The sequence below is a fragment of the Stenotrophomonas sp. LM091 genome (assembly GCF_001806305.1).
Taxonomy (GTDB): domain Bacteria; phylum Pseudomonadota; class Gammaproteobacteria; order Xanthomonadales; family Xanthomonadaceae; genus Stenotrophomonas; species Stenotrophomonas bentonitica_A.
On record NZ_CP017483.1, the window covers coordinates 2,972,380 to 2,992,985 of the forward strand.

A 20,606-nucleotide genomic window follows, 5' to 3' on the forward strand; every position below is an offset into this window, starting at 1 on the left:
AGATGGCACAGACCAAGCGTGAGAAGGCCATCAAGGCCGCCGTCGTCCCGGGCAAGGCATATGCCTTCGAGGACGCCATCAAGATCCTGAAGACCGCTACCAAGGCCAAGTTCGTCGAGTCCTTCGACGTTGCTGTGCGCCTGGGCGTGGACGCCAAGAAGTCCGACCAGCAGGTGCGCGGTTCCACCGTGCTGCCGGCCGGTACCGGCAAGAGCGTGCGCGTTGCCGTCTTCGCTCCGGCCGGTGCCAAGGCTGACGAAGCCCTGGCCGCTGGCGCCGAAGCCGTTGGTATGGACGATCTGGCCGAGAAGATGCAGGCCGGCGATCTGAACTACGACGTCGTCATCGCGACCCCGGATGCCATGCGCGTCGTGGGTAAGCTGGGCACCGTGCTCGGCCCGCGCGGCCTGATGCCGAACCCGAAGGTCGGCACCGTCTCGGCCAACCCGGGCGAAGCCGTCAAGAATGCCAAGTCGGGTCAGGTGCGTTACCGCACCGACAAGGCCGGCATCATCCATTGCACCATCGGCAAGGCCGACTTCGCCGAAGACGCGCTGAAGTCGAACCTGCAGGCGCTGCTGATGGACCTGATCAAGGCCAAGCCGGCCACCTCGAAGGGCACCTACCTGCAGAAGGTTTCGGTCAGCTCGACGATGGGCCCGGGCGTCACTGTCGACCAGTCGTCGCTGTCGCTGAAGTAATCGTTTCAAGCGGGTGCCGGGCTCCGGTCCGGTACCCGCGATATTTGAAGGCAATCCGAGTGGGGTCCGCCCCGCGGAGATAGCCGTCAAAGACCGCAGGCGCGGTCAGTACATACCGGCGACGGGCAGGGATGCTCGCATTGGCAGGGAGTCGCCGCCGGCGCAGTACCGAACGCTTAATCGATTCCCCCGGGAATCACCCTGCGTAGATGGTGCCCTTCTGGAGTTTTTCTGGTTTACGCACGTCTGGGTTCTCCCAGGTTGGCCATCCAGGTCTAGAACGGCCCACCCTTGGAACATCACCTGATGTTCCCGGCGTCCAGGACGGATGCCGCCCAGGACCGCACACGGCAGGAGCCGTAAGCGGAGTTCAATTGGAGGAGTGCAATGGCTCTCAATCTGTCCCAGAAGCAAGAAGTAGTCGCCGAGCTGGCAGACGTCGCCGCCAAGGCTCACTCCTTGATCGCAGCCGAATACGCTGGCACCACGGTCTCCCAGATGACCGCGATGCGCAAGCAGGCACGCGAAACCGGCGTTTTCTTGAAAGTTGTCAAGAACACGCTGGCGGCACGTGCAGTGGAAGGTACCGAATACGAATGCGCCAAAGACGCACTCGTCGGTCCGCTGCTGTACGCGTTCTCGCTCGAGGAGCCCGGCGCAGCCGGTCGCCTGATCAAGGATTTTGCCAAGACCAACGACAAGCTGCAGGCAAAAGTCGTGGCCATCGGCGGGGAACTGTTCCCGGCCGGTCATGTCGACGTGCTGGCCTCGCTGCCGACCCGTGATCAGGCCCTGGCCATGCTGGCCCGCGTCCTGTCCGAGCCGGCTGCCATGTTCGCCCGCGCCGTCAAGGCCGTGGCCGACAAGCAGGATGGCGGTGAAACCGCTGACGCTGCCGAGCCGGTCGCCGAAACCGCCTGAGTCGACGTTTCCGTGGTTCCGAACGGAACCTCAACCCAGAAAATTATCCAAAGGTAATCAAAATGTCCCTTACCAACGAACAGATCGTCGACGCCATCGCCGAGAAGTCCCTGATGGAAGTGATGGAGCTGGTCAAGGCCATCGAAGAGAAGTTCGGCGTCTCCGCCGCTGCTCCGGTCGCCGCAGCTGCTGCTGCTGGCCCGGCTGCCGCTGTTGAAGAGCAGACCGAATTCGACGTCATCCTGAAGTCGGCCGGCGACAAGAAGGTCGAAGTCATCAAGGCTGTCCGCGCCATCACCGGCCTGGGCCTGAAGGAAGCGAAGGATCTGGCAGAAGCCGGCGGCATGATCAAGGAAGCCGCTTCGAAGGACGACGCTGCCAAGTTCAAGAAGGACCTGGAAGCTGCTGGCGCGACTGTCGAAGTCAAGTAAGCAGTTCCTTGCCTCGCCATCGAAACACGGCGATGCAGCCAAGGCTGGGGGCGTAAGCCCCCGGCCTTTGGTCGTTTCACGCAACACCCGAAGTACGAGCCCAACACGGGCTGCGGTCATCCCCCGTCACAGCGGCGCACAAGCGCGCGGGCAGGGGAGTGGATGCAGACGAGTTGGCAGTTGGAAGTAGCGGGAGAAGGCGTGCTGGTGCCGGCAATACCAGCGACTTCCAACTGACAATTTCAGTTTCCCCTCGGGTCGTGGACGCACGATCCGCACAGCCAAGGTGATACCTCATGACGTCTTATTCGTTCACCGAAAAGAAGCGTATCCGCAAGGATTTCGGCAAGCAGCGCTCGATCCTCGAAGTGCCGTTCCTGCTTGCCATCCAGGTCGATTCCTACCGTGAATTCCTGCAGGAAAACGTCGATCCGGCCAAGCGCACGGACCACGGCCTGCATGCGGCCCTGAAGTCGGTGTTCCCGATTTCCAGCTACAGCGGCAATGCCGCCCTGGAATACGTCGGCTACAAGCTCGGCGACCCGGTGTTCGACGAGCGCGAGTGCCGCCAGCGTGGCATGAGCTACGGCGCGCCGCTGCGCGTGACCGTGCGCCTGGTGATCTACGACCGCGAGTCGTCGACCAAGGCCATCAAGTACGTGAAGGAGCAGGAAGTCTATCTCGGCGAAATCCCGCTGATGACCGACAACGGCACCTTCATCGTGAACGGTACCGAGCGCGTGATCGTCTCGCAGCTGCACCGTTCGCCGGGCGTGTTCTTCGACCACGACCGTGGCAAGACCCACAGCTCGGGCAAGCTGCTGTACAGCGCCCGCATCATCCCGTACCGCGGCTCCTGGCTGGACTTCGAGTTCGACCCGAAGGACGCCCTGTTCACCCGTATCGATCGTCGCCGCAAGCTGCCGGTGTCGATCCTGCTGCGTGCGCTGGGTTACAGCAACGAAGAGATGCTGGCCGAGTTCTTCGAGATCAACACGTTCCACATCAACCCCGATGAAGGCGTGCAGCTGGAGCTGGTCTCCGAGCGCCTGCGTGGCGAGACCCTGAACTTCGACCTGGCCGACGGTGACAAGGTCATCGTGGAAGCGGGCAAGCGCATCACCGCGCGCCACGTCAAGCAGCTGGAAGCCTCGGGCATCGCTGCCCTGGCCGTGCCGGACGAGTACATGGTCGGCCGCATCCTGTCGCACGACGTGGTCGATGCGAACACCGGCGAACTGCTGGCCCAGGCCAACGACGAAATCACCGACGAGCAGCTGCAGGCCTTCCGCAAGGCCGGCGTGGATGCCGTGGGCACCCTGTGGGTGAACGATCTGGATCGTGGCCCGTACCTGTCCAACACCCTGCGAATCGATCCGACCAAGACCCAGCTCGAAGCCCTGGTCGAGATCTACCGCATGATGCGTCCGGGCGAGCCGCCGACCAAGGACGCCGCGCAGAACCTGTTCCACAACCTGTTCTTCACCTTCGAGCGCTACGACCTGTCCACGGTCGGCCGCATGAAGTTCAACCGTCGTGTCGGCCGCAAGGAAGTCACCGGCGAAGCCGTGCTGTACGACCGCAAGTACTTCGGTGAGCGCAACGACGAAGAGTCCAAGCGCCTGGTCGCCGAGCACGCCGACACCTCCGACATCCTGGACGTGATCAAGGTCCTGACCGAGATCCGCAACGGTCGCGGCGTGGTCGATGACATCGATCACCTGGGCAACCGTCGCGTGCGTTCGGTCGGTGAAATGGCCGAGAACGTGTTCCGCGTGGGCCTGGTCCGCGTCGAGCGCGCGGTCAAGGAACGCCTGTCGATGGCCGAATCCGAAGGCCTGACCCCGCAGGAACTGATCAATGCCAAGCCGGTCGCTGCGGCCATCAAGGAGTTCTTCGGCTCCTCGCAGCTGTCCCAGTTCATGGATCAGAACAACCCGCTGTCGGAAGTGACGCACAAGCGTCGCGTCTCGGCCCTGGGCCCGGGCGGCCTGACCCGCGAACGCGCCGGCTTCGAAGTGCGCGACGTGCACCCGACCCATTACGGCCGCGTCTGCACCATCGAAACGCCGGAAGGCCCGAACATCGGCCTGATCAACTCGCTGGCCGTGTACGCCCGCACCAACCAGTACGGCTTCCTCGAGACCCCGTACCGCAAGGTGGCCGACGGCAAGGTCTCCGACGAGATCGAATTCCTGTCGGCCATCGAAGAAAACGAGTACGTCATCGCCCAGGCCAACGCCCTGACCGATGCCAAGAGCATGCTCACCGAGCAGTTCGTGCCGTGCCGCTTCCAGGGTGAGTCGCTGCTCAAGCCGCCGGCGGAAGTCCACTTCATGGACGTCTCGCCGATGCAGACCGTGTCGATCGCTGCCGCGCTCGTCCCGTTCCTGGAGCACGATGACGCCAACCGCGCACTGATGGGCGCCAACATGCAGCGTCAGGCCGTGCCGACCCTGCGTGCCCAGAAGCCGCTGGTGGGTACCGGTATCGAACGCGCCGTGGCCCGTGACTCGGGTGTGACCGTGAACGCCCGTCGTGGTGGCGAGATCGTGCAGATCGACGCCGGCCGCATCGTGGTCAAGGTCAACGAAGTGGAGATCACCGACGCGACCGACGCCGGCGTGGATATCTACAACCTGATCAAGTACACCCGCTCCAACCAGAACACCTGCATCAACCAGCGTCCGCTGGTGGAAGTGGGCAACGTGGTGGCGCGTGGCGACGTGCTGGCTGACGGTCCGTCCACCGACATCGGCGAACTGGCCCTGGGCCAGAACATGCTGATCGCCTTCATGCCGTGGAACGGCTACAACTTCGAAGACTCCATCCTGCTTTCCGAGCGCGTGGTGGAAGAGGATCGCTACACCACGATCCACATCGAAGAGCTGACCTGCGTTGCGCGTGACACCAAGCTGGGGCCGGAGGAAATCTCCGCCGACATCCCGAACGTCTCCGAGCAGGCCCTGAACCGCCTGGACGAGAGCGGCGTGGTGTACATCGGTGCCGAAGTCCGCGCCGGCGACATCATGGTCGGCAAGGTCACCCCGAAGGGCGAAAGCCAGCTGACCCCGGAAGAGAAGCTGCTGCGCGCGATCTTCGGCGAGAAGGCCTCGGACGTGAAGGACAGCTCGCTGCGCGTGCCGCCGGGCATGGACGGCACCGTCATCGACGTGCAGGTCTTCACCCGCGATGGCATCGAGAAGGACAAGCGCGCCCGTCAGATCGAAGAGTCTGAAATCAAGCGCGTCAAGAAGGACTTCGACGACCAGTTCCGCATCCTGGAAGGCGCCATCTACGCCCGTCTGCGTTCGCAGATCGTGGGCAAGGTGGTCAACGGCGGTGCCAACCTGAAGAAGGGCGACACCGTTACCGACGCCTACCTGGACGGCCTGAAGAAGGCTGACTGGTTCGTGCTGCGCATGAAGGACGAGGACGCCTCCGAAGCCATCGAACGCGCCCAGAAGCAGATCCAGGCGCACGAGAAGGAATTCGAGCGTCGCTTCGCCGACAAGCGCGGCAAGATCACCGCGGGCGACGATCTGGCCCCGGGCGTGCTGAAGATGGTCAAGGTGTTCCTGGCCGTGAAGCGTCGCATCCAGCCGGGTGACAAGATGGCAGGCCGCCACGGCAACAAGGGTGTGGTCTCCAACGTGGTGCCGGTCGAAGACATGCCGTACATGGCCTCGGGCGAAACCGTGGACATCGTGCTGAACCCGCTGGGCGTGCCGTCGCGTATGAACATCGGCCAGATTCTGGAAGTGCATCTGGGCTGGGCCGCCAAGGGCCTGGGTCGCAAGATCCAGGGCATGCTGGAAGCCCAGGCCGCGATCAACGACCTGCGCAAGTTCCTGGACGACGTCTACAACCACGACAAGACCCAGCACGCCAACCACGTCGACCTGACCCAGTTCAGCGACGAGGAGCTGCTGCGCCTGGCCACCAACCTGACCGACGGCGTGCCGATGGCAACGCCGGTGTTCGACGGTGCGACGGAAGCCGAGATCAAGCACATGCTTGCCCTGGCCGACCTGCCGCTGAGCGGCCAGACCCAGCTGTATGACGGCCGCACCGGTGAGGCATTCGATCGCCACACCACCGTGGGCTACATGCACTACCTGAAGCTGAACCACCTGGTCGACGACAAGATGCACGCCCGTTCGACCGGCCCGTACTCGCTCGTCACCCAGCAGCCGCTGGGCGGCAAGGCGCAGTTCGGTGGCCAGCGCTTCGGTGAAATGGAAGTCTGGGCGCTGGAAGCCTACGGCGCGGCCTACACCCTGCAGGAAATGCTGACGGTGAAGTCCGATGACGTGCAGGGCCGCAACCAGATGTACAAGAACATCGTCGACGGTGAGCACGAGATGGTCGCGGGCATGCCGGAATCCTTCAACGTGCTCGTGAAGGAAATCCGCTCGCTGGCCATCAACATGGAACTGGACGGCAACTGATCGCGCAGGCGCGGCTGCCCCGGCAGCCGCGCCGCCACATCTGAACCGACAGCCCCATCGACAAGATTTCCTCCTTTCGGAGAAACACCATGAAAGACTTGCTCAACCTCTTCAACCAGCAGCGTCAGACGCTGGACTTCGACGCGATCAAGATCGCGCTGGCCTCGCCGGACCTGATCCGTTCGTGGTCCTTCGGCGAAGTGAAGAAGCCGGAAACCATCAACTACCGTACGTTCAAGCCGGAACGTGACGGCCTGTTCTGCGCCGCCATCTTCGGACCGGTCAAGGACTACGAGTGCCTGTGCGGCAAGTACAAGCGCATGAAGCACCGCGGCGTGGTCTGCGAAAAGTGCGGCACCGAAGTCACCCTGGCCAAGGTGCGCCGCGAGCGCATGGGTCACATCGACCTGGCCTCGCCGGTCGCGCACATCTGGTTCCTCAAGTCGCTGCCGTCGCGCATCGGCCTGATGCTGGACATGACCCTGCGTGACATCGAGCGCGTGCTGTACTTCGAAGCCTACGTGGTGACCGAGCCGGGCCTGACCGCCCTGGAACGCCGCCAGCTGCTGACCGAAGAACAGTACCTGCAGGCCCGCCAGGAACACGGCGACGACTTCGATGCCGCCATGGGCGCCGAGGCCGTGTACGAACTGCTGCGCACCATCGACCTGCAGTCGGAAATGACCCGCCTGCGCGAAGAAATCGCCAGCACCGGTTCGGAAACCAAGCTCAAGCGACTGACCAAGCGCATCAAGCTGGTCGAGGCCTTCCTCGAGTCGGGCAACCGCCCGGAGTGGATGGTCATGACCGTGCTGCCGGTGCTGCCGCCGGACCTGCGTCCGCTGGTGCCGCTGGACGGTGGCCGCTTCGCGACCTCCGATCTGAACGATCTGTACCGCCGCGTCATCAACCGCAACAACCGCCTGCGCCGCCTGCTCGAGCTGAACGCGCCGGACATCATCGTGCGCAATGAAAAGCGCATGCTGCAGGAATCGGTCGATGCGCTGCTGGACAACGGCCGTCGCGGCCGTGCCATCACCGGCACCAACAAGCGCCCGCTGAAGTCGCTGGCCGACATGATCAAGGGCAAGCAGGGCCGCTTCCGCCAGAACCTGCTGGGCAAGCGCGTGGACTACTCGGGCCGTTCGGTCATCGTGGTCGGTCCGTACCTGCGCCTGCACCAGTGCGGCCTGCCGAAGAAGATGGCACTTGAGCTGTTCAAGCCGTTCGTCTTCGCCAAGCTGCAGCGTCGTGGCCTGGCCACCACCATCAAGGCCGCCAAGAAGCTGGTCGAGCGCGAAGAAGCCGAAGTCTGGGACATCCTGGAAGAGGTCATCCGCGAGCATCCGGTGATGCTGAACCGTGCGCCGACCCTGCACCGTCTGGGCATCCAGGCCTTCGAGCCGGTCCTGATCGAAGGCAAGGCCATCCAGCTGCACCCGCTGGTCTGCACCGCGTTCAACGCCGACTTCGACGGTGACCAGATGGCCGTCCACGTGCCGCTCTCGCTGGAAGCCCAGCTGGAAGCGCGTGCGCTGATGATGTCCACCAACAACATCCTGTCGCCGGCCAACGGCGAGCCGATCATCGTGCCGTCGCAGGACGTCGTGCTGGGTCTGTACTACATGACCCGCTCGCTGGTGAACAAGAAGGGCGAGGGCATGGCCTTCGCCAACATCGCCGAAGTCAAGCGCGCCTACGACAACCGCGTGGTGGAACTGCACGCACGCGTCAAGGTCCGCATCACCGAAGTGGTGACCGACGAGGAAGGCAACAAGCAGAACAAGACCTCGATCGTGGACACCACGATCGGTCGCGCCCTGCTGGCTGAAATCCTGCCGGAAGGCCTGCCGTTCGCGCTGGCCAACACCGAGCTGACCAAGAAGAACATCAGCCGCCTGATCAACTCCAGCTACCGTCAGCTGGGCTTGAAGGACACGGTCGTGTTCGCCGATAAGCTGATGTACACCGGCTTCGCCTACGCAACCCGCGCGGGCGTGTCGATCGGCATCGACGACATGCTGATCCCGGACGAGAAGCGCGGCATCCTCACCGAGGCCGAAGCCGAAGTGCTGGAAATCCAGGAGCAGTACCAGTCGGGCCTGGTCACCGCCGGCGAGCGCTACAACAAGGTGGTCGACATCTGGTCGCGCACCAATGAACGCATCGCCAAGGCGATGATGGACACCATCGGTACCGAGAAGGTGGTCAATGCCGAAGGCGAGACCATCGACCAGAAGTCGATGAACTCGCTGTACATCATGGCCGACTCCGGTGCGCGTGGTTCGCAGGCGCAGATCCGTCAGCTGGCCGGTATGCGCGGCCTGATGGCGCGTCCGGATGGCTCGATCATCGAAACGCCCATCAAGGCGAACTTCCGTGAAGGCCTGAACGTGCAGGAGTACTTCAACTCCACCCACGGTGCCCGTAAGGGTCTGGCCGATACCGCGCTGAAGACGGCGAACTCGGGTTACCTGACCCGCCGTCTGGTCGACGTGGCGCAGGACGTGGTCATCACCGAAGTGGATTGCGGTACCACCGAAGGCCTGACCATGACCCCGATCGTGGAAGGCGGCGACGTCGTGGAGCCGTTGAAGGACCGCGTGCTGGGTCGTGTCGTGGCCGAGGACGTGTTCCTGCCGGGCAACGACGAAGATCCGATCGTGACCCGCAACACCCTGCTCGACGAGCAGTGGGTGGCCAAGCTGGAAGACGCCTCGGTGCAGTCGGTCAAGGTCCGTTCGACCATCAGCTGCGCCTCGCCGTTCGGCGTCTGCGCACACTGCTACGGTCGCGATCTGGCCCGTGGCCACATCGTCAACATCGGCGAAGCGGTCGGCGTCATCGCCGCGCAGTCGATCGGTGAGCCGGGTACCCAGCTGACCATGCGTACGTTCCACATCGGTGGTGCGGCGTCGCGAGCTGCTGCGGTCGACAACATCACCGTCAAGACCACCGGTTCGGTGAAGTTCAACAACCTGAAGTCGGTCGAGCACGCCAGCGGTTCGCTGGTGGCGGTCTCGCGTTCGGGTGAAATGTCGGTGCTCGATGCCCACGGCCGTGAGCGTGAGCGTTACAAGCTGCCGTACGGTGCGACCATCACGTCCAAGGACGGCGATGCGGTCAAGGCTGGCCAGACCGTGGCCAACTGGGACCCGCATAACCACCCGATCGTGTCGGAAGTGGCCGGTTTCATCCGCTTCATCGACTTCATCGACGGCGTCACCGTCATCGAGAAGACCGACGAACTGACCGGCCTGGCATCGCGTGAAATCACCGATCCGAAGCGTCGTGGTTCGCAGGCCAAGGATCTGCGCCCGATCGTCCGCATCGTGGACAAGAACGGCAACGACCTGACCATTCCGAACACGGATCTGCCGGCCCAGTACCTGCTGCCGCCGCGCTCGATCGTCAACCTGCAGGACGGCGCCGCCGTCGGCGTGGGTGACGTGGTCGCCAAGATCCCGCAGGAAGCGTCCAAAACCCGTGACATCACCGGTGGTCTGCCGCGCGTGGCCGATCTGTTCGAAGCGCGCAAGCCGAAGGATCCGGCGATCCTGGCCGAGCGTTCGGGCATCATCAGCTTCGGCAAGGACACCAAGGGCAAGCAGCGCCTGATCATCAAGGACACCGATGGTTCGGAACACGAAGAGCTGATCCCGAAGTACCGTCAGGTGATCGTCTTCGAAGGCGAGCACGTGACCAAGGGCGAAACCATCGTGGACGGCGAGCCGAGCCCGCAGGACATCCTGCGTCTGCTGGGTGTCGAACCGCTGGCGGCCTACCTGGTCAAGGAAATCCAGGACGTGTACCGCCTGCAGGGCGTGAAGATCAACGACAAGCACATCGAGGTGATCACCCGCCAGATGCTGCGCAAGGTCGAGATCACCGACCAGGGCACCAGCAAGTTCCTGAATGGCGAGCAGGCCGAGCGCCAGCGCGTCATCGAGGAAAATGCCCGCCTGGCCGCCCGCAACGAGCTGCCGGCCCGTTTCGATCCGGTCCTGCTGGGTATCACCAAGGCCTCGCTGGCGACCGAATCGTTCATCTCGGCGGCGTCGTTCCAGGAAACCACCCGCGTGCTGACCGAAGCGGCCGTTCGCGGCACCTCGGACAACCTGCGCGGCCTGAAGGAAAACGTCATCGTCGGCCGTCTGATCCCGGCCGGTACGGGCCTGGCTTACCACGCCAACCGTCGTCGCAACGCCTCCGGGCTGACCGACTCGGAAATGCAGACCCTGTCCGGCAGCGCGCCGGCCGTGGCTGAGGTGGCCCCGGTGGCCGCCGTGGCGGTGGAATCGACCGACGCCGACCAGGCGCCGGGCAGCGACGAGTAATACGCAGGCCCGGCTCCGGCCGGGCCCGCGGCAGGGCAGGGCGCCGACTCCGGTCGGTGGCCCTCCCGGCAAATCAGCAGGCAGCGGCCACTGGTCGTCCGCCTGCCGATGAGGTAGGATGCCCGCCGGTCTTTCAACGGACCGGCTTGACAACCTGAACGGGGGGCATGGAAAAGGCTCCCCTGTAACGGCCCGGGATCAGGGCTGGCTTGGCGCGTGCGCATTTGACTGCGTTTTCGCCGGGTTGCTACAATCGTCTGTCTCAGCAGGCCGGTCTTTCGCCTGCTCGCACATTTCCGCATTCATGGCCAGTCTTTTCATTGGCCTCTCTCAGAAGAACATACTGATGGCGACGATCAATCAGCTTGTCCGCAAGCCGCGGCAGGCAACCACTTATAAGAGTGCCTCCCCGGCCCTCGATAAGTGCCCCCAGCGCCGTGGCGTCTGCACGCGCGTGTACACCACCACTCCGAAGAAGCCGAACTCGGCGCTTCGCAAGGTTGCCAAGGTTCGCCTGACCAACCAGGAAGAAGTGATTAGCTACATCGGCGGCGAAGGCCACAACCTGCAGGAGCACTCCGTGGTCCTGATCCGTGGCGGTCGCGTCAAGGATCTGCCGGGTGTGCGTTACCACACCGTGCGTGGCTCGCTGGACGCCTCCGGCGTTGCCAAGCGTCGCCAGGGCCGTTCCAAGTACGGCGCCAAGCGTCCGAAGAGCTAAGGGAAAGTACACATGTCTCGTAAAGGTAATACGCCGCAGCGCTCTGTCCTGCCGGATCCGAAGCACGGAAGTGAAACCATCGCTCGTTTCATCAACATGGTGATGCTGAGCGGCAAGAAGTCGGTCGCTGAAAAGATCGTCTACGGTGCCATGGACGTGATCGGCGAAAAGAACCCGAATTCCGTCGAGCTGGTTCAGAAGGCTCTGGAAAACGTGGCTCCGTCGGTCGAAGTCAAGTCCCGCCGCGTCGGTGGTGCCACCTACCAGGTGCCGGTCGAAGTGCGTTCCTCGCGCAAGATGGCACTGGCGATGCGTTGGCTGATCGACTCGGCGCGCAAGCGTGGTGAGAACACCATGCCGAAGAAGCTGGCTGCCGAACTGCTGGACGCCTCGGAAAATCGTGGTGGCGCCATCAAGAAGCGCGAAGAAACCCACCGCATGGCCGAAGCCAACAAGGCCTTCGCGCACTACCGCTGGTGAGTTTGACGGCCTTGCAAAACAGGCACGGCAGCACCATCTAGGTGCTGCCCCGCGGCACCTGGGGTGCCGCGCCAATCCGAAGGCCGCCGAAAGGCGGCGTTCGGCCATCCGAATTCCAAGAAATTGAGAGGCTCCCGTGGCCCGCACCACTCCCATCGAGCGTTACCGCAATTTCGGCATCATGGCCCACATCGATGCCGGCAAGACCACCACGTCCGAGCGCATCCTGTTCTACACCGGCAAGAGCCACAAGATCGGTGAAGTGCACGACGGCGCTGCCACCATGGACTGGATGGAGCAGGAGCAGGAGCGTGGCATCACGATCCAGTCCGCTGCCACCACCGCGTTCTGGAAGGGCATGGACAAGTCCCTGCCGGAGCACCGCTTCAACATCATCGACACCCCCGGGCACGTCGACTTCACCATCGAAGTGGAGCGCTCGCTGCGCGTGCTCGACGGTGCCGTCTTCGTGCTGTGCGCCGTCGGTGGCGTGCAGCCGCAGTCGGAAACCGTGTGGCGCCAGGCCAACCGTTACAAGGTGCCGCGCATCGCGTTCGTCAACAAGATGGACCGCACCGGCGCGAACTTCACCAAGGTCGTTGGCCAGCTGAAGGCCAAGCTGGGTGCTGTCGCCGTCCCGATGCAGCTGCCGATCGGCGCCGAAGACAACTTCAAGGGCGTGGTCGACCTCATCAAGATGAAGGCCATCCATTGGGATGAAGCCTCGCAGGGCATGAAGTTCGAGTACCTGGAGATCCCGGCGGACATGCAGGCGGAGGCCGAAGAGGCCCGCACCTACATGATCGAAGCTGCGGCTGAAGCCAGCGAAGAGCTGATGGAAAAGTACCTGGGCGGCGAAGAGCTGACCGAGGCCGAAATCGTCGAAGCCCTGCGCGTGCGCACCCTGGCCACCGACATCGTGCCGATGTACTGCGGCTCGGCGTTCAAGAACAAGGGCGTGCAGGCCATGCTGGACGGCGTGGTGCAGCTGCTGCCGTCGCCGATCGACGTGCCGGACGTGACCGGTACCGACGTCGACGATGAAACCGTTGCGCTGAGCCGCAAGTCCGATGACAAGGCGCCGTTCTCGGCCCTGGCCTTCAAGATCATCACCGACCCGTTCGTCGGCGCGCTGACCTTCTTCCGTGTCTACTCGGGCACGCTGAACGCCGGCGACCAGCTGCTGAACTCGGTGAAGGGCAAGAAGGAGCGCATCGGCCGCATCCTGCAGATGCACTCCAACGATCGCGAAGAAATCAAGGAAGTGCTGGCCGGTGACATCGCCGCGGCGGTGGGTCTGAAGGACACCACCACCGGCGACACCCTGTGCTCGCAGGACCATCCGATCATCCTGGAGCGCATGGTGTTCCCGGAGCCGGTGATCTCGATGGCCGTCGAACCGAAGACCAAGTCCGACCAGGAAAAGATGGGTCTGGCCCTGGGCCGTCTGGCGCAGGAAGATCCGTCGTTCCGCGTCAAGACCGACGAAGAATCCGGCCAGACCATCATCTCGGGCATGGGCGAGCTGCACCTGGACATCATCGTTGACCGCATGAAGCGCGAGTTCAACGTTGAAGCCAACGTCGGCAAGCCGCAGGTGGCCTACCGCGAAACCATCCAGGCCGCGGACGTCAAGTCGGACTACAAGCACGCCAAGCAGTCCGGTGGTAAGGGTCAGTACGGTCACGTCGTGATCGAGCTGTCGCCGATCACCGCCGAAGATCGCGCCGACCCGAAGATCGGGCCGCTGATCAAGGACGACTTCCTGTTCATCAACGACATCACCGGTGGCGTGATTCCGAAGGAATTCATTCCGTCGATCGAAAAGGGTCTGCGCGAAACCATCACCAGCGGTCCGCTGGCGGGCTTCCCGGTCGTGGACGTCAAGGTCAAGCTGGTGTTCGGCTCGTACCACGACGTCGACTCCTCGGAAATGGCGTTCAAGCTGGCCGCCTCGATGGCCTTCAAGCAGGGCTTCTCCAAGGCCAAGCCGGTCCTGCTGGAGCCGATCATGAAGGTCGAGATCGTGACCCCGAGCGATTACCAGGGTGACGTGATGGGCGACGTGAGCCGTCGTCGCGGCATGCTGCAGGGTTCGAGCGTGACCGGTGACGGTTCGGCTGAAATCATCAATGCGATGATTCCGCTGGGTGAAATGTTCGGCTACGCGACCTCGCTGCGTTCGCAGACCCAGGGTCGTGCAACGTTCACGATGGAATTCGACCATTACGAGCCGGCTCCGTCGAACATCGCCGAAGCCGTGGTCAAGAAGTCCTGAGCATAAGCTCAGGACTCCACCTCATTCTTTTCTGATATCCAAGGTATACAACAATGGCAAAGGGTAAGTTCGAGCGCACCAAGCCGCACGTCAACGTCGGCACCATCGGTCACGTCGATCACGGCAAGACCACGCTGACCGCTGCACTGACCAAGATCGGTGCCGAGCGCTTCGGTGGCGAATTCAAGGATTACTCCGCGATCGACGCCGCGCCGGAAGAAAAGGCACGTGGCATCACGATCTCGACCGCGCACGTCGAATACGAATCCACCGTTCGTCACTACGCCCACGTCGATTGCCCGGGCCATGCTGACTACGTCAAGAACATGATCACCGGTGCTGCCCAGATGGACGGCGCGATCCTGGTCTGCTCCGCTGCTGACGGCCCGATGCCGCAGACCCGCGAGCACATCCTGCTGTCGCGTCAGGTCGGCGTGCCGTACATCGTCGTCTTCCTGAACAAGGCAGACATGGTCGATGACGCCGAGCTGCTGGAACTGGTCGAAATGGAAGTCCGCGAGCTGCTGAGCAAGTACGACTTCCCGGGCGACGACACCCCGATCATCTCGGGTTCGGCCCGCCTGGCGCTGGAAGGCGACCAGAGCGAGATCGGCGTGCCGGCCGTGATCAAGCTGGTCGAAGCTCTCGACAGCTGGATCCCGACCCCGGAGCGTGACGTCGACAAGCCCTTCCTGATGCCGGTGGAAGACGTGTTCTCGATCTCGGGCCGCGGCACCGTGGTGACCGGTCGTATCGAGCGCGGCGTGATCAAGGTCGGCGAAGAAATCGAAATCGTCGGTATCCGTCCGGTCCAGAAGACCACCGTGACCGGCGTGGAAATGTTCCGCAAGCTGCTGGACCAGGGTCAGGCAGGTGACAACGCCGGTCTGCTGCTGCGCGGCACCAAGCGTGACGACGTCGAGCGTGGCCAGGTCCTGGCCAAGCCGGGTTCGATCAAGCCGCACACCAAGTTCGACGCCGAAGTCTACGTCCTGTCCAAGGACGAAGGCGGCCGCCACACCCCGTTCTTCAAGGGCTACCGTCCGCAGTTCTACTTCCGTACCACCGACATCACCGGCGCTTGCGAACTGCCGGAAGGTGTGGAAATGGTGATGCCGGGCGACAACGTGAAGATGGTTGTCACCCTGATCAACCCGGTGGCCATGGACGAAGGCCTGCGCTTCGCCATCCGTGAAGGCGGTCGTACCGTCGGCGCCGGCGTGGTCTCCAAGATCCTCGAGTAATCTGCTAGAATCTGCGCCCCGATGTTGCCTGGGTAGGGCATCGGGGCGTAATTAAATGGGAAAAGAGGCGCAGGATGCTCCTCGTGTTCCCCAGACCAGGAAGGGTCGCGCCATTCAGGCTTTGTCAACAGTGACCCTGTTGACTGCCAACTTGTATGCGCGCTATACTTTTTGTCTGGGCAGATCGGGAAACCGGTCTGCCTCGATTTTTGAGGTCTACGGAAAGATCTTGTCGCCGCGCAGGAATGTGCGGCGTCTGCATTCAGGATATTCATGGGACAAGGCAACCCAGAGGCCTTGTCCGTCGCTCTTTTAACGAAGGAACCCACCGTCATGGCGGACCAAAAGATCCGGATTCGGCTGAAGGCGTTCGATCATCGTTTGATCGACCGTTCGGCCAGCGAGATCGTAGAAACGGCAAAGCGGACCGGCGCGCAAGTGCGTGGCCCGATCCCCCTGCCGACCAAGATCGAGCGTTACACCATTCTCGTCTCCCCGCACGTCGACAAAGACGCGCGTGACCAGTACGAGACCCGCACGCACAAGCGCGTGCTCGATATCGTTGACCCGAACGACAAGACCGTGGACGCGCTGATGAAGCTCGAACTGGCTGCCGGCGTCGACGTTCAGATCAAGCTGACCTGAGGACTACGACCATGACGAAGAAATATTCGTTGGGCTTCGTGGGCCGCAAGGCTGGCATGAGCCGCGTGTTCACCGAAGATGGCCAGGCCATCCCGGTAACCCTGATTGAAGCCACCCCGAACCGCATCGCGCAGATCAAGACCGTCGAAGCTGACGGCTACAGCGCCGTGCAGGTGACCGTCGGCGCGCGTCGCGCTGCCCTGGTCAACAAGCCGGAAGCCGGTCACTTCGCCAAGGCGAAGGTCGACGCGGGCCGTGGCCTGTGGGAATTCCGCGTTGAAGACGCGCAGCTCGGCGATTTCGCCGTCGGCGGCGAAGTCAAGGCGGACATCTTTGAAGTTGGCCAGAAGGTCGACGTCCAGGGTGTCACCAAGGGTAAGGGCTTCCAGGGCACCATCAAGCGCTACAACTTCCGTATGGGCGATGCAACCCACGGTAACTCGCTGTCGCATCGCGCGCCGGGTTCCTTGGGCCAGCGCCAGACCCCGGGTCGCGTTTTCCCGGGTAAGAAGATGTCCGGCCACATGGGTTCGGTGCAGCAGAGCACCCAGAACCTGGAAGTGGTGAAGGTCGATGTCGAGCGTGGTCTGATCGCGATCCGTGGTGCCGTTCCGGGCGCAGCGGGTGGTGACGTGATCGTTCGTCCGGCTAGCAAGGCATAAGGAGAGATGACGATGGAACTCGTTATCACGGGTAGCAACAACAAGGTCTCGGTCTCCGATGCCGTGTTCGGTCGCGATTTCAGCGAAGATCTGGTTCACCAGGTCGTCGTTGCTTACCGCAACGCCGGTCGCGCCGGCACCAAGGCACAGAAGACTCGCTCTGAAGTGGCTGGTACCACCAAGAAGTCGAAGAAGCAGAAGGGCGGCGGCGCGCGTCATGGCGCACTGACGGCTCCGATCTTCATCGGCGGCGGTGTCACCTTCGCGGCCAAGCCGCGCAGCTTCGAGCAGAAGGTCAACCGTAAGCAGTACCGTGCAGCCATGTGCGCGATCCTGTCCGAGCTGAACCGCCAGGGCCGTCTGACGATCGTGGAGTCCTTCGATGTCGAAGCGACCAACACCAAGTCGTTGATCGCCAAGCTGGCCGGCCTGGAAGTGGGCAAGCGTCCGCTGATCGTCACCGAAGATGCTTCCGAGCACCTGTACCTGTCGGCCCGCAACATTCCCTACGTGGAAGTGCGTGACGTGCAGGGCCTGGACCCGGTGTCGCTGGTCGGTGCCGACACGGTCGTCATCACCGCTGATGCGGTCAAGAAGGTCGAGGAGTGGCTGGCATGAGCAGCAACGAAAAAGTCTTCAGCGTGCTGCGCGCTCCGCGAGTCTCCGAAAAGACCGCGCGCCTGCAGGAACATTCCAACCAGTATGTCTTCGAAGTTTCGAACGAAGCCACCAAGGCCGATGTAAAGGCCGCGGTCGAGCAGCTGTTCGACGTCAAGGTCGAGTCGGTCAACGTGCTGAACGTGAAGGGCAAGAACAAGTCCTTCCGTAACCGCACCGGCCGCCGCGGCGATTGGCGCAAGGCGTACGTGCGTCTCGCCGATGGCCAGTCCATCGATGTAACGGCCAAGGCCTGAGGTCCATCCCATGCCATTGATGAAATTCAAACCCACTTCTCCCGGCCGCCGTTCGGCCGTGCGCGTGGTCACGCCCGATCTGCACAAGGGCGCGCCGCATGCCGCGCTGCTGGAGCCGCAGAGCAAGTCCGGTGGTCGTAACCACCACGGCCGCATCACCACCCGTCACGTGGGTGGTGGTCACAAGCAGCACTACCGTGTCATCGACTTCAAGCGCAACAAGGAAGGCATTCCGGCGCGCGTGGAACGCATCGAATACGATCCGAACCGCACCGCCCATATCGCCCTGCTGTGCTACGTCGACGGCGAACGCCGCTACATCATCGCACCGAAGGGCCTGAAGGCCGGTGACCAGGTGATCGCGGGTTCGGATGCGCCGATCAAGACCGGCAACACCCTGCCGCTGCGCAACATCCCGGTCGGTACCACTGTCCACGGCATCGAACTGAAGCCGGGCAAGGGTGCACAGATCGCGCGTGCCGCCGGCGCTGCCGTGCAGCTCGTCGCTCGTGAAGGCATCTACGCCACCCTGCGCCTGCGCTCGGGTGAAATGCGCAAGGTGCCGGTCGAGTGCCGCGCCACCATCGGTGAAGTCGGTAACGACGAACACAACCTGGAAAAGCTGGGCAAGGCTGGCGCCAAGCGCTGGCGTGGTGTCCGCCCGACCGTTCGTGGTGCTGCCATGAACCCGGTTGACCATCCGCACGGTGGTGGTGAGGCGAAGGCCGGCCAGGGCAACCCGCATCCGGTCACCCCGTGGGGTGTCCCGACCAAGGGTTACAAGACGCGCCATAACAAGCGCACCCAGCAATTCATCGTCCGCGATCGTAGGGGCTAATCGACCATGGCACGTTCACTCAAGAAGGGCCCGTTTGTCGATCACCACCTCATCAAGAAGGTGGAAGCCGCTGCGGGTAGCAAGAAGCCGATCAAGACCTGGTCGCGCCGTTCGATGATCCTGCCGGAAATGGTAGGCGTCACCATCGCCGTTCATAACGGTAAGAACCACGTTCCGGTGCTCGTCAACGAGAACATGGTCGGCCACAAGCTCGGCGAATTTGCCATCACCCGGACCTTCAAGGGTCACGGTGGTGACAAGAAGTCGGGCAAGTAAGGAGAGATGACAATGGAAGCGAAAGCCATCCTGCGCTCCGCGCGCATCTCTGCGCAGAAAGCCCGCCTGGTCGCTGACCAGGTGCGTGGCCTGCCGGCCGAGCGTGCGGTCAACCTGCTGAAGTTCTCGGACAAGAAGGCTGCCCACCTGATCAAGAAGGTGGTGGAGTCGGCTATTGCAAACGCCGAGAACAACCAGGGCGCCGACGTCGACGAGCTGAAGGTACAGACCATCATGGTAGATGAAGGTCCGACCCTGAAGCGTTTCATGGCGCGGGCGAAAGGCCGCGGCACCCGCATCCTCAAGCGCACCAGCCACATCACTGTGGTTGTGGGCGCCGGCAAGTAAGCGGAAAGGAAAACACCATGGGTCATAAAGTTCATCCGATTGGTATCCGCCTCGGCATTTCCAAGGACTGGAACTCCAAGTGGTACGCCAACAAGGCCGAGTTCGCTGGTTATCTGGCAGCCGACCTGAAGGTGCGGGACATGCTGCGCAAGAAGCTTGCGCAGGCCGGCATCAGCAAGATCCTGATCGAGCGTCCGGCAAAGACCGCTCGCGTGACGATCCACACCGCCCGTCCGGGCGTGGTGATCGGCAAGCGCGGTGAGGACATCGAGAAGCTGCGCAAGGAAGTGAGCGAAATGATGGGCGTCCCGGCGCACATCAACGTCACCGAAGTGCGTAAACCCGAGCTGGACGCACAGCTGGTTGCCGAGTCGATCGCGCAGCAGCTGGAGCGTCGCATCATGTTCCGCCGCGCGATGAAGCGCTCGGTCGGCAACGCGATGCGCCTCGGTGCCCTGGGCATCAAGGTCAACGTCGGTGGCCGCTTGAACGGCGCGGAAATCGCCCGTTCGGAGTGGTACCGCGAAGGCCGCGTGCCGCTGCATACGCTGCGTGCCGACATCGACTATGGCTTCGCTGAAGCCAAGACGACCTACGGCATCATCGGCATCAAGGTCTGGATCTACAAGGGCGAAGTCTTCGATTTCTCCCAGGTTGGCCAGGAAAAGCAGGACGACTCCCCGCGCAACGATCGTAACGATCGCGGCGACCGCGGTGACCGTCCGTCGCGCCCGGCTCGTGAAGCGAGGTAACGACAATGTTGCAACCCAAGCGAACCAAATACCGCAAGGTACACAAGGGCCGTAACGATGGTCTGAGCTGGAGCGGCAACGCCGTCAGCTTCGGCGAGTACGGCCTGAAGGCAACCGCTCATGGTCAGCTGACCGCGCGTCAGATCGAAGCGGCCCGCCGCTCGATCAGCCGCTACGTCAAGCGCGGCGGCAAGATGTGGATCCGAGTGTTCCCCGACAAGCCGATCACCAAGAAGCCCATCGAAGTCCGAATGGGTTCTGGTAAGGGCAACGTGGAGTACTGGGTAGCCCAGATCCAGCCCGGCCGCATGATCTATGAAATCGAAGGCGTCGCGGAAGACGTGGCACGTGAGGCGTTCCGCCTGGCTGCCGCCAAGCTCTCCGTGACCACCACTTTCGTGACCCGGACGGTGCTCTGATGGATATCAAACAACTTCGCGAAAAGTCGGCTGACGACCTGAAGAGCCACCTGATCGACCTGCGTAAGGAGCAGTTCTCGCTCCGTATGCAGCAGGTCACTGGCCAGCTGCCGAAGACCCACGAAACCCGCCGGGTTCGTCGCGAGATCGCTCGCGTCAAGACCCTGCTCGGCAGCACCAAGTAAGGA

Annotated in this window: 19 protein-coding genes; all 19 read left to right on the forward strand. The window is 62.9% G+C overall.

Features of this window, described 5'->3' with window-relative positions:
• The first annotated feature begins 2 nt into the window (after positions 1–2).
• Positions 3–701, forward strand: coding sequence for a 50S ribosomal protein L1 (gene rplA, locus BIZ42_RS12985; protein WP_019186117.1), 699 nt, complete (start codon positions 3–5; stop codon positions 699–701).
• A 387-nt stretch (positions 702–1,088) separates the two neighbouring features.
• On the forward strand, positions 1,089–1,622 hold the full coding sequence (gene rplJ, locus BIZ42_RS12990; RefSeq protein WP_019186118.1) for a 50S ribosomal protein L10: 534 nt from the start codon (positions 1,089–1,091) through the stop codon (positions 1,620–1,622).
• A 62-nt stretch (positions 1,623–1,684) separates the two neighbouring features.
• Entirely contained in the window at positions 1,685–2,053 is a 369-nt protein-coding gene (gene rplL / locus BIZ42_RS12995) for a 50S ribosomal protein L7/L12 (RefSeq protein ID WP_019186119.1), read from the forward strand.
• Between the two features lie 296 nt (positions 2,054–2,349).
• A complete protein-coding gene (gene rpoB / locus BIZ42_RS13000; RefSeq protein ID WP_019186120.1) occupies positions 2,350–6,504 on the forward strand; it encodes a DNA-directed RNA polymerase subunit beta in 4,155 nt (1,384 codons plus the stop codon).
• An 89-nt stretch (positions 6,505–6,593) separates the two neighbouring features.
• A complete protein-coding gene (gene rpoC / locus BIZ42_RS13005; RefSeq protein ID WP_070426688.1) occupies positions 6,594–10,841 on the forward strand; it encodes a DNA-directed RNA polymerase subunit beta' in 4,248 nt (1,415 codons plus the stop codon).
• 346 nt (positions 10,842–11,187) lie between these two features.
• Complete coding sequence (gene rpsL, locus BIZ42_RS13010; RefSeq protein WP_017356008.1) at positions 11,188–11,562, forward strand: 30S ribosomal protein S12; 375 nt, start codon at positions 11,188–11,190, stop codon at positions 11,560–11,562.
• Between the two features lie 12 nt (positions 11,563–11,574).
• Positions 11,575–12,042: a 30S ribosomal protein S7 gene (rpsG, locus tag BIZ42_RS13015; protein WP_019186122.1), complete on the forward strand. Its 468-nt coding sequence runs from the start codon at positions 11,575–11,577 to the stop codon at positions 12,040–12,042.
• Positions 12,043–12,178: 136 nt separating this feature from the next.
• On the forward strand, positions 12,179–14,320 hold the full coding sequence (fusA, locus tag BIZ42_RS13020) for an elongation factor G (protein WP_019186123.1): 2,142 nt from the start codon (positions 12,179–12,181) through the stop codon (positions 14,318–14,320).
• A gap of 53 nt (positions 14,321–14,373) precedes the next feature.
• Positions 14,374–15,564, forward strand: a complete 1,191-nt coding sequence (gene tuf, locus BIZ42_RS13025) for an elongation factor Tu (RefSeq protein WP_019186113.1) — start codon at positions 14,374–14,376, stop codon at positions 15,562–15,564.
• A 333-nt stretch (positions 15,565–15,897) separates the two neighbouring features.
• Entirely contained in the window at positions 15,898–16,209 is a 312-nt protein-coding gene (gene rpsJ, locus BIZ42_RS13030) for a 30S ribosomal protein S10 (RefSeq protein WP_010341589.1), read from the forward strand.
• 11 nt (positions 16,210–16,220) lie between these two features.
• Positions 16,221–16,871: a 50S ribosomal protein L3 gene (gene rplC / locus BIZ42_RS13035; RefSeq protein WP_019186145.1), complete on the forward strand. Its 651-nt coding sequence runs from the start codon at positions 16,221–16,223 to the stop codon at positions 16,869–16,871.
• A gap of 12 nt (positions 16,872–16,883) precedes the next feature.
• The gene (gene rplD / locus BIZ42_RS13040) at positions 16,884–17,489 is read left to right on the forward strand and encodes a 50S ribosomal protein L4 (protein ID WP_019186146.1); all 606 of its coding nucleotides are present in this window, start codon (positions 16,884–16,886) and stop codon (positions 17,487–17,489) included.
• On the forward strand, positions 17,486–17,785 hold the full coding sequence (gene rplW, locus BIZ42_RS13045) for a 50S ribosomal protein L23 (protein ID WP_019186147.1): 300 nt from the start codon (positions 17,486–17,488) through the stop codon (positions 17,783–17,785). The genes rplD and rplW overlap by 4 nt, the downstream gene beginning before the upstream one ends.
• A 10-nt stretch (positions 17,786–17,795) precedes the next feature.
• On the forward strand, positions 17,796–18,623 hold the full coding sequence (gene rplB, locus BIZ42_RS13050; RefSeq protein ID WP_017355408.1) for a 50S ribosomal protein L2: 828 nt from the start codon (positions 17,796–17,798) through the stop codon (positions 18,621–18,623).
• 6 nt (positions 18,624–18,629) lie between these two features.
• Complete coding sequence (gene rpsS / locus BIZ42_RS13055) at positions 18,630–18,899, forward strand: 30S ribosomal protein S19 (RefSeq protein WP_019186148.1); 270 nt, start codon at positions 18,630–18,632, stop codon at positions 18,897–18,899.
• Between the two features lie 12 nt (positions 18,900–18,911).
• On the forward strand, positions 18,912–19,247 hold the full coding sequence (gene rplV / locus BIZ42_RS13060; protein ID WP_017355410.1) for a 50S ribosomal protein L22: 336 nt from the start codon (positions 18,912–18,914) through the stop codon (positions 19,245–19,247).
• A 17-nt stretch (positions 19,248–19,264) separates the two neighbouring features.
• The gene (gene rpsC, locus BIZ42_RS13065) at positions 19,265–19,999 is read left to right on the forward strand and encodes a 30S ribosomal protein S3 (protein WP_019186149.1); all 735 of its coding nucleotides are present in this window, start codon (positions 19,265–19,267) and stop codon (positions 19,997–19,999) included.
• A gap of 5 nt (positions 20,000–20,004) precedes the next feature.
• Positions 20,005–20,418 carry a 50S ribosomal protein L16 gene (gene rplP, locus BIZ42_RS13070; RefSeq protein ID WP_019186150.1) on the forward strand — a complete coding sequence of 138 codons (414 nt, stop codon included), beginning with the start codon at positions 20,005–20,007 and terminating at the stop codon, positions 20,416–20,418.
• The gene (gene rpmC / locus BIZ42_RS13075) at positions 20,418–20,603 is read left to right on the forward strand and encodes a 50S ribosomal protein L29 (RefSeq protein ID WP_019186151.1); all 186 of its coding nucleotides are present in this window, start codon (positions 20,418–20,420) and stop codon (positions 20,601–20,603) included. The genes rplP and rpmC overlap by 1 nt, the downstream gene beginning before the upstream one ends.
• Positions 20,604–20,606 lie beyond the last annotated feature (3 nt).

Bases quoted from the DNA above. Each gene is read 5' to 3' on its own strand.
- rplA (WP_019186117.1), top strand. From the start codon at position 3: ATGGCACAGACCAAGCGTGAGAAGGCCATCAAGGCCGCCGTCGTCCCG.
- rplJ (WP_019186118.1), top strand. From the start codon at position 1,089: ATGGCTCTCAATCTGTCCCAGAAGCAAGAAGTAGTCGCCGAGCTGGCA.
- rplL (WP_019186119.1), top strand. From the start codon at position 1,685: ATGTCCCTTACCAACGAACAGATCGTCGACGCCATCGCCGAGAAGTCC.
- rpoB (WP_019186120.1), top strand. From the start codon at position 2,350: ATGACGTCTTATTCGTTCACCGAAAAGAAGCGTATCCGCAAGGATTTC.
- rpoC (WP_070426688.1), top strand. From the start codon at position 6,594: ATGAAAGACTTGCTCAACCTCTTCAACCAGCAGCGTCAGACGCTGGAC.
- rpsL (WP_017356008.1), top strand. From the start codon at position 11,188: ATGGCGACGATCAATCAGCTTGTCCGCAAGCCGCGGCAGGCAACCACT.
- rpsG (WP_019186122.1), top strand. From the start codon at position 11,575: ATGTCTCGTAAAGGTAATACGCCGCAGCGCTCTGTCCTGCCGGATCCG.
- tuf (WP_019186113.1), top strand. From the start codon at position 14,374: ATGGCAAAGGGTAAGTTCGAGCGCACCAAGCCGCACGTCAACGTCGGC.
- rpsJ (WP_010341589.1), top strand. From the start codon at position 15,898: ATGGCGGACCAAAAGATCCGGATTCGGCTGAAGGCGTTCGATCATCGT.
- rplC (WP_019186145.1), top strand. From the start codon at position 16,221: ATGACGAAGAAATATTCGTTGGGCTTCGTGGGCCGCAAGGCTGGCATG.
- rplD (WP_019186146.1), top strand. From the start codon at position 16,884: ATGGAACTCGTTATCACGGGTAGCAACAACAAGGTCTCGGTCTCCGAT.
- rplW (WP_019186147.1), top strand. From the start codon at position 17,486: ATGAGCAGCAACGAAAAAGTCTTCAGCGTGCTGCGCGCTCCGCGAGTC.
- rplB (WP_017355408.1), top strand. From the start codon at position 17,796: ATGCCATTGATGAAATTCAAACCCACTTCTCCCGGCCGCCGTTCGGCC.
- rpsS (WP_019186148.1), top strand. From the start codon at position 18,630: ATGGCACGTTCACTCAAGAAGGGCCCGTTTGTCGATCACCACCTCATC.
- rplV (WP_017355410.1), top strand. From the start codon at position 18,912: ATGGAAGCGAAAGCCATCCTGCGCTCCGCGCGCATCTCTGCGCAGAAA.
- rpsC (WP_019186149.1), top strand. From the start codon at position 19,265: ATGGGTCATAAAGTTCATCCGATTGGTATCCGCCTCGGCATTTCCAAG.
- rplP (WP_019186150.1), top strand. From the start codon at position 20,005: ATGTTGCAACCCAAGCGAACCAAATACCGCAAGGTACACAAGGGCCGT.
- rpmC (WP_019186151.1), top strand. From the start codon at position 20,418: ATGGATATCAAACAACTTCGCGAAAAGTCGGCTGACGACCTGAAGAGC.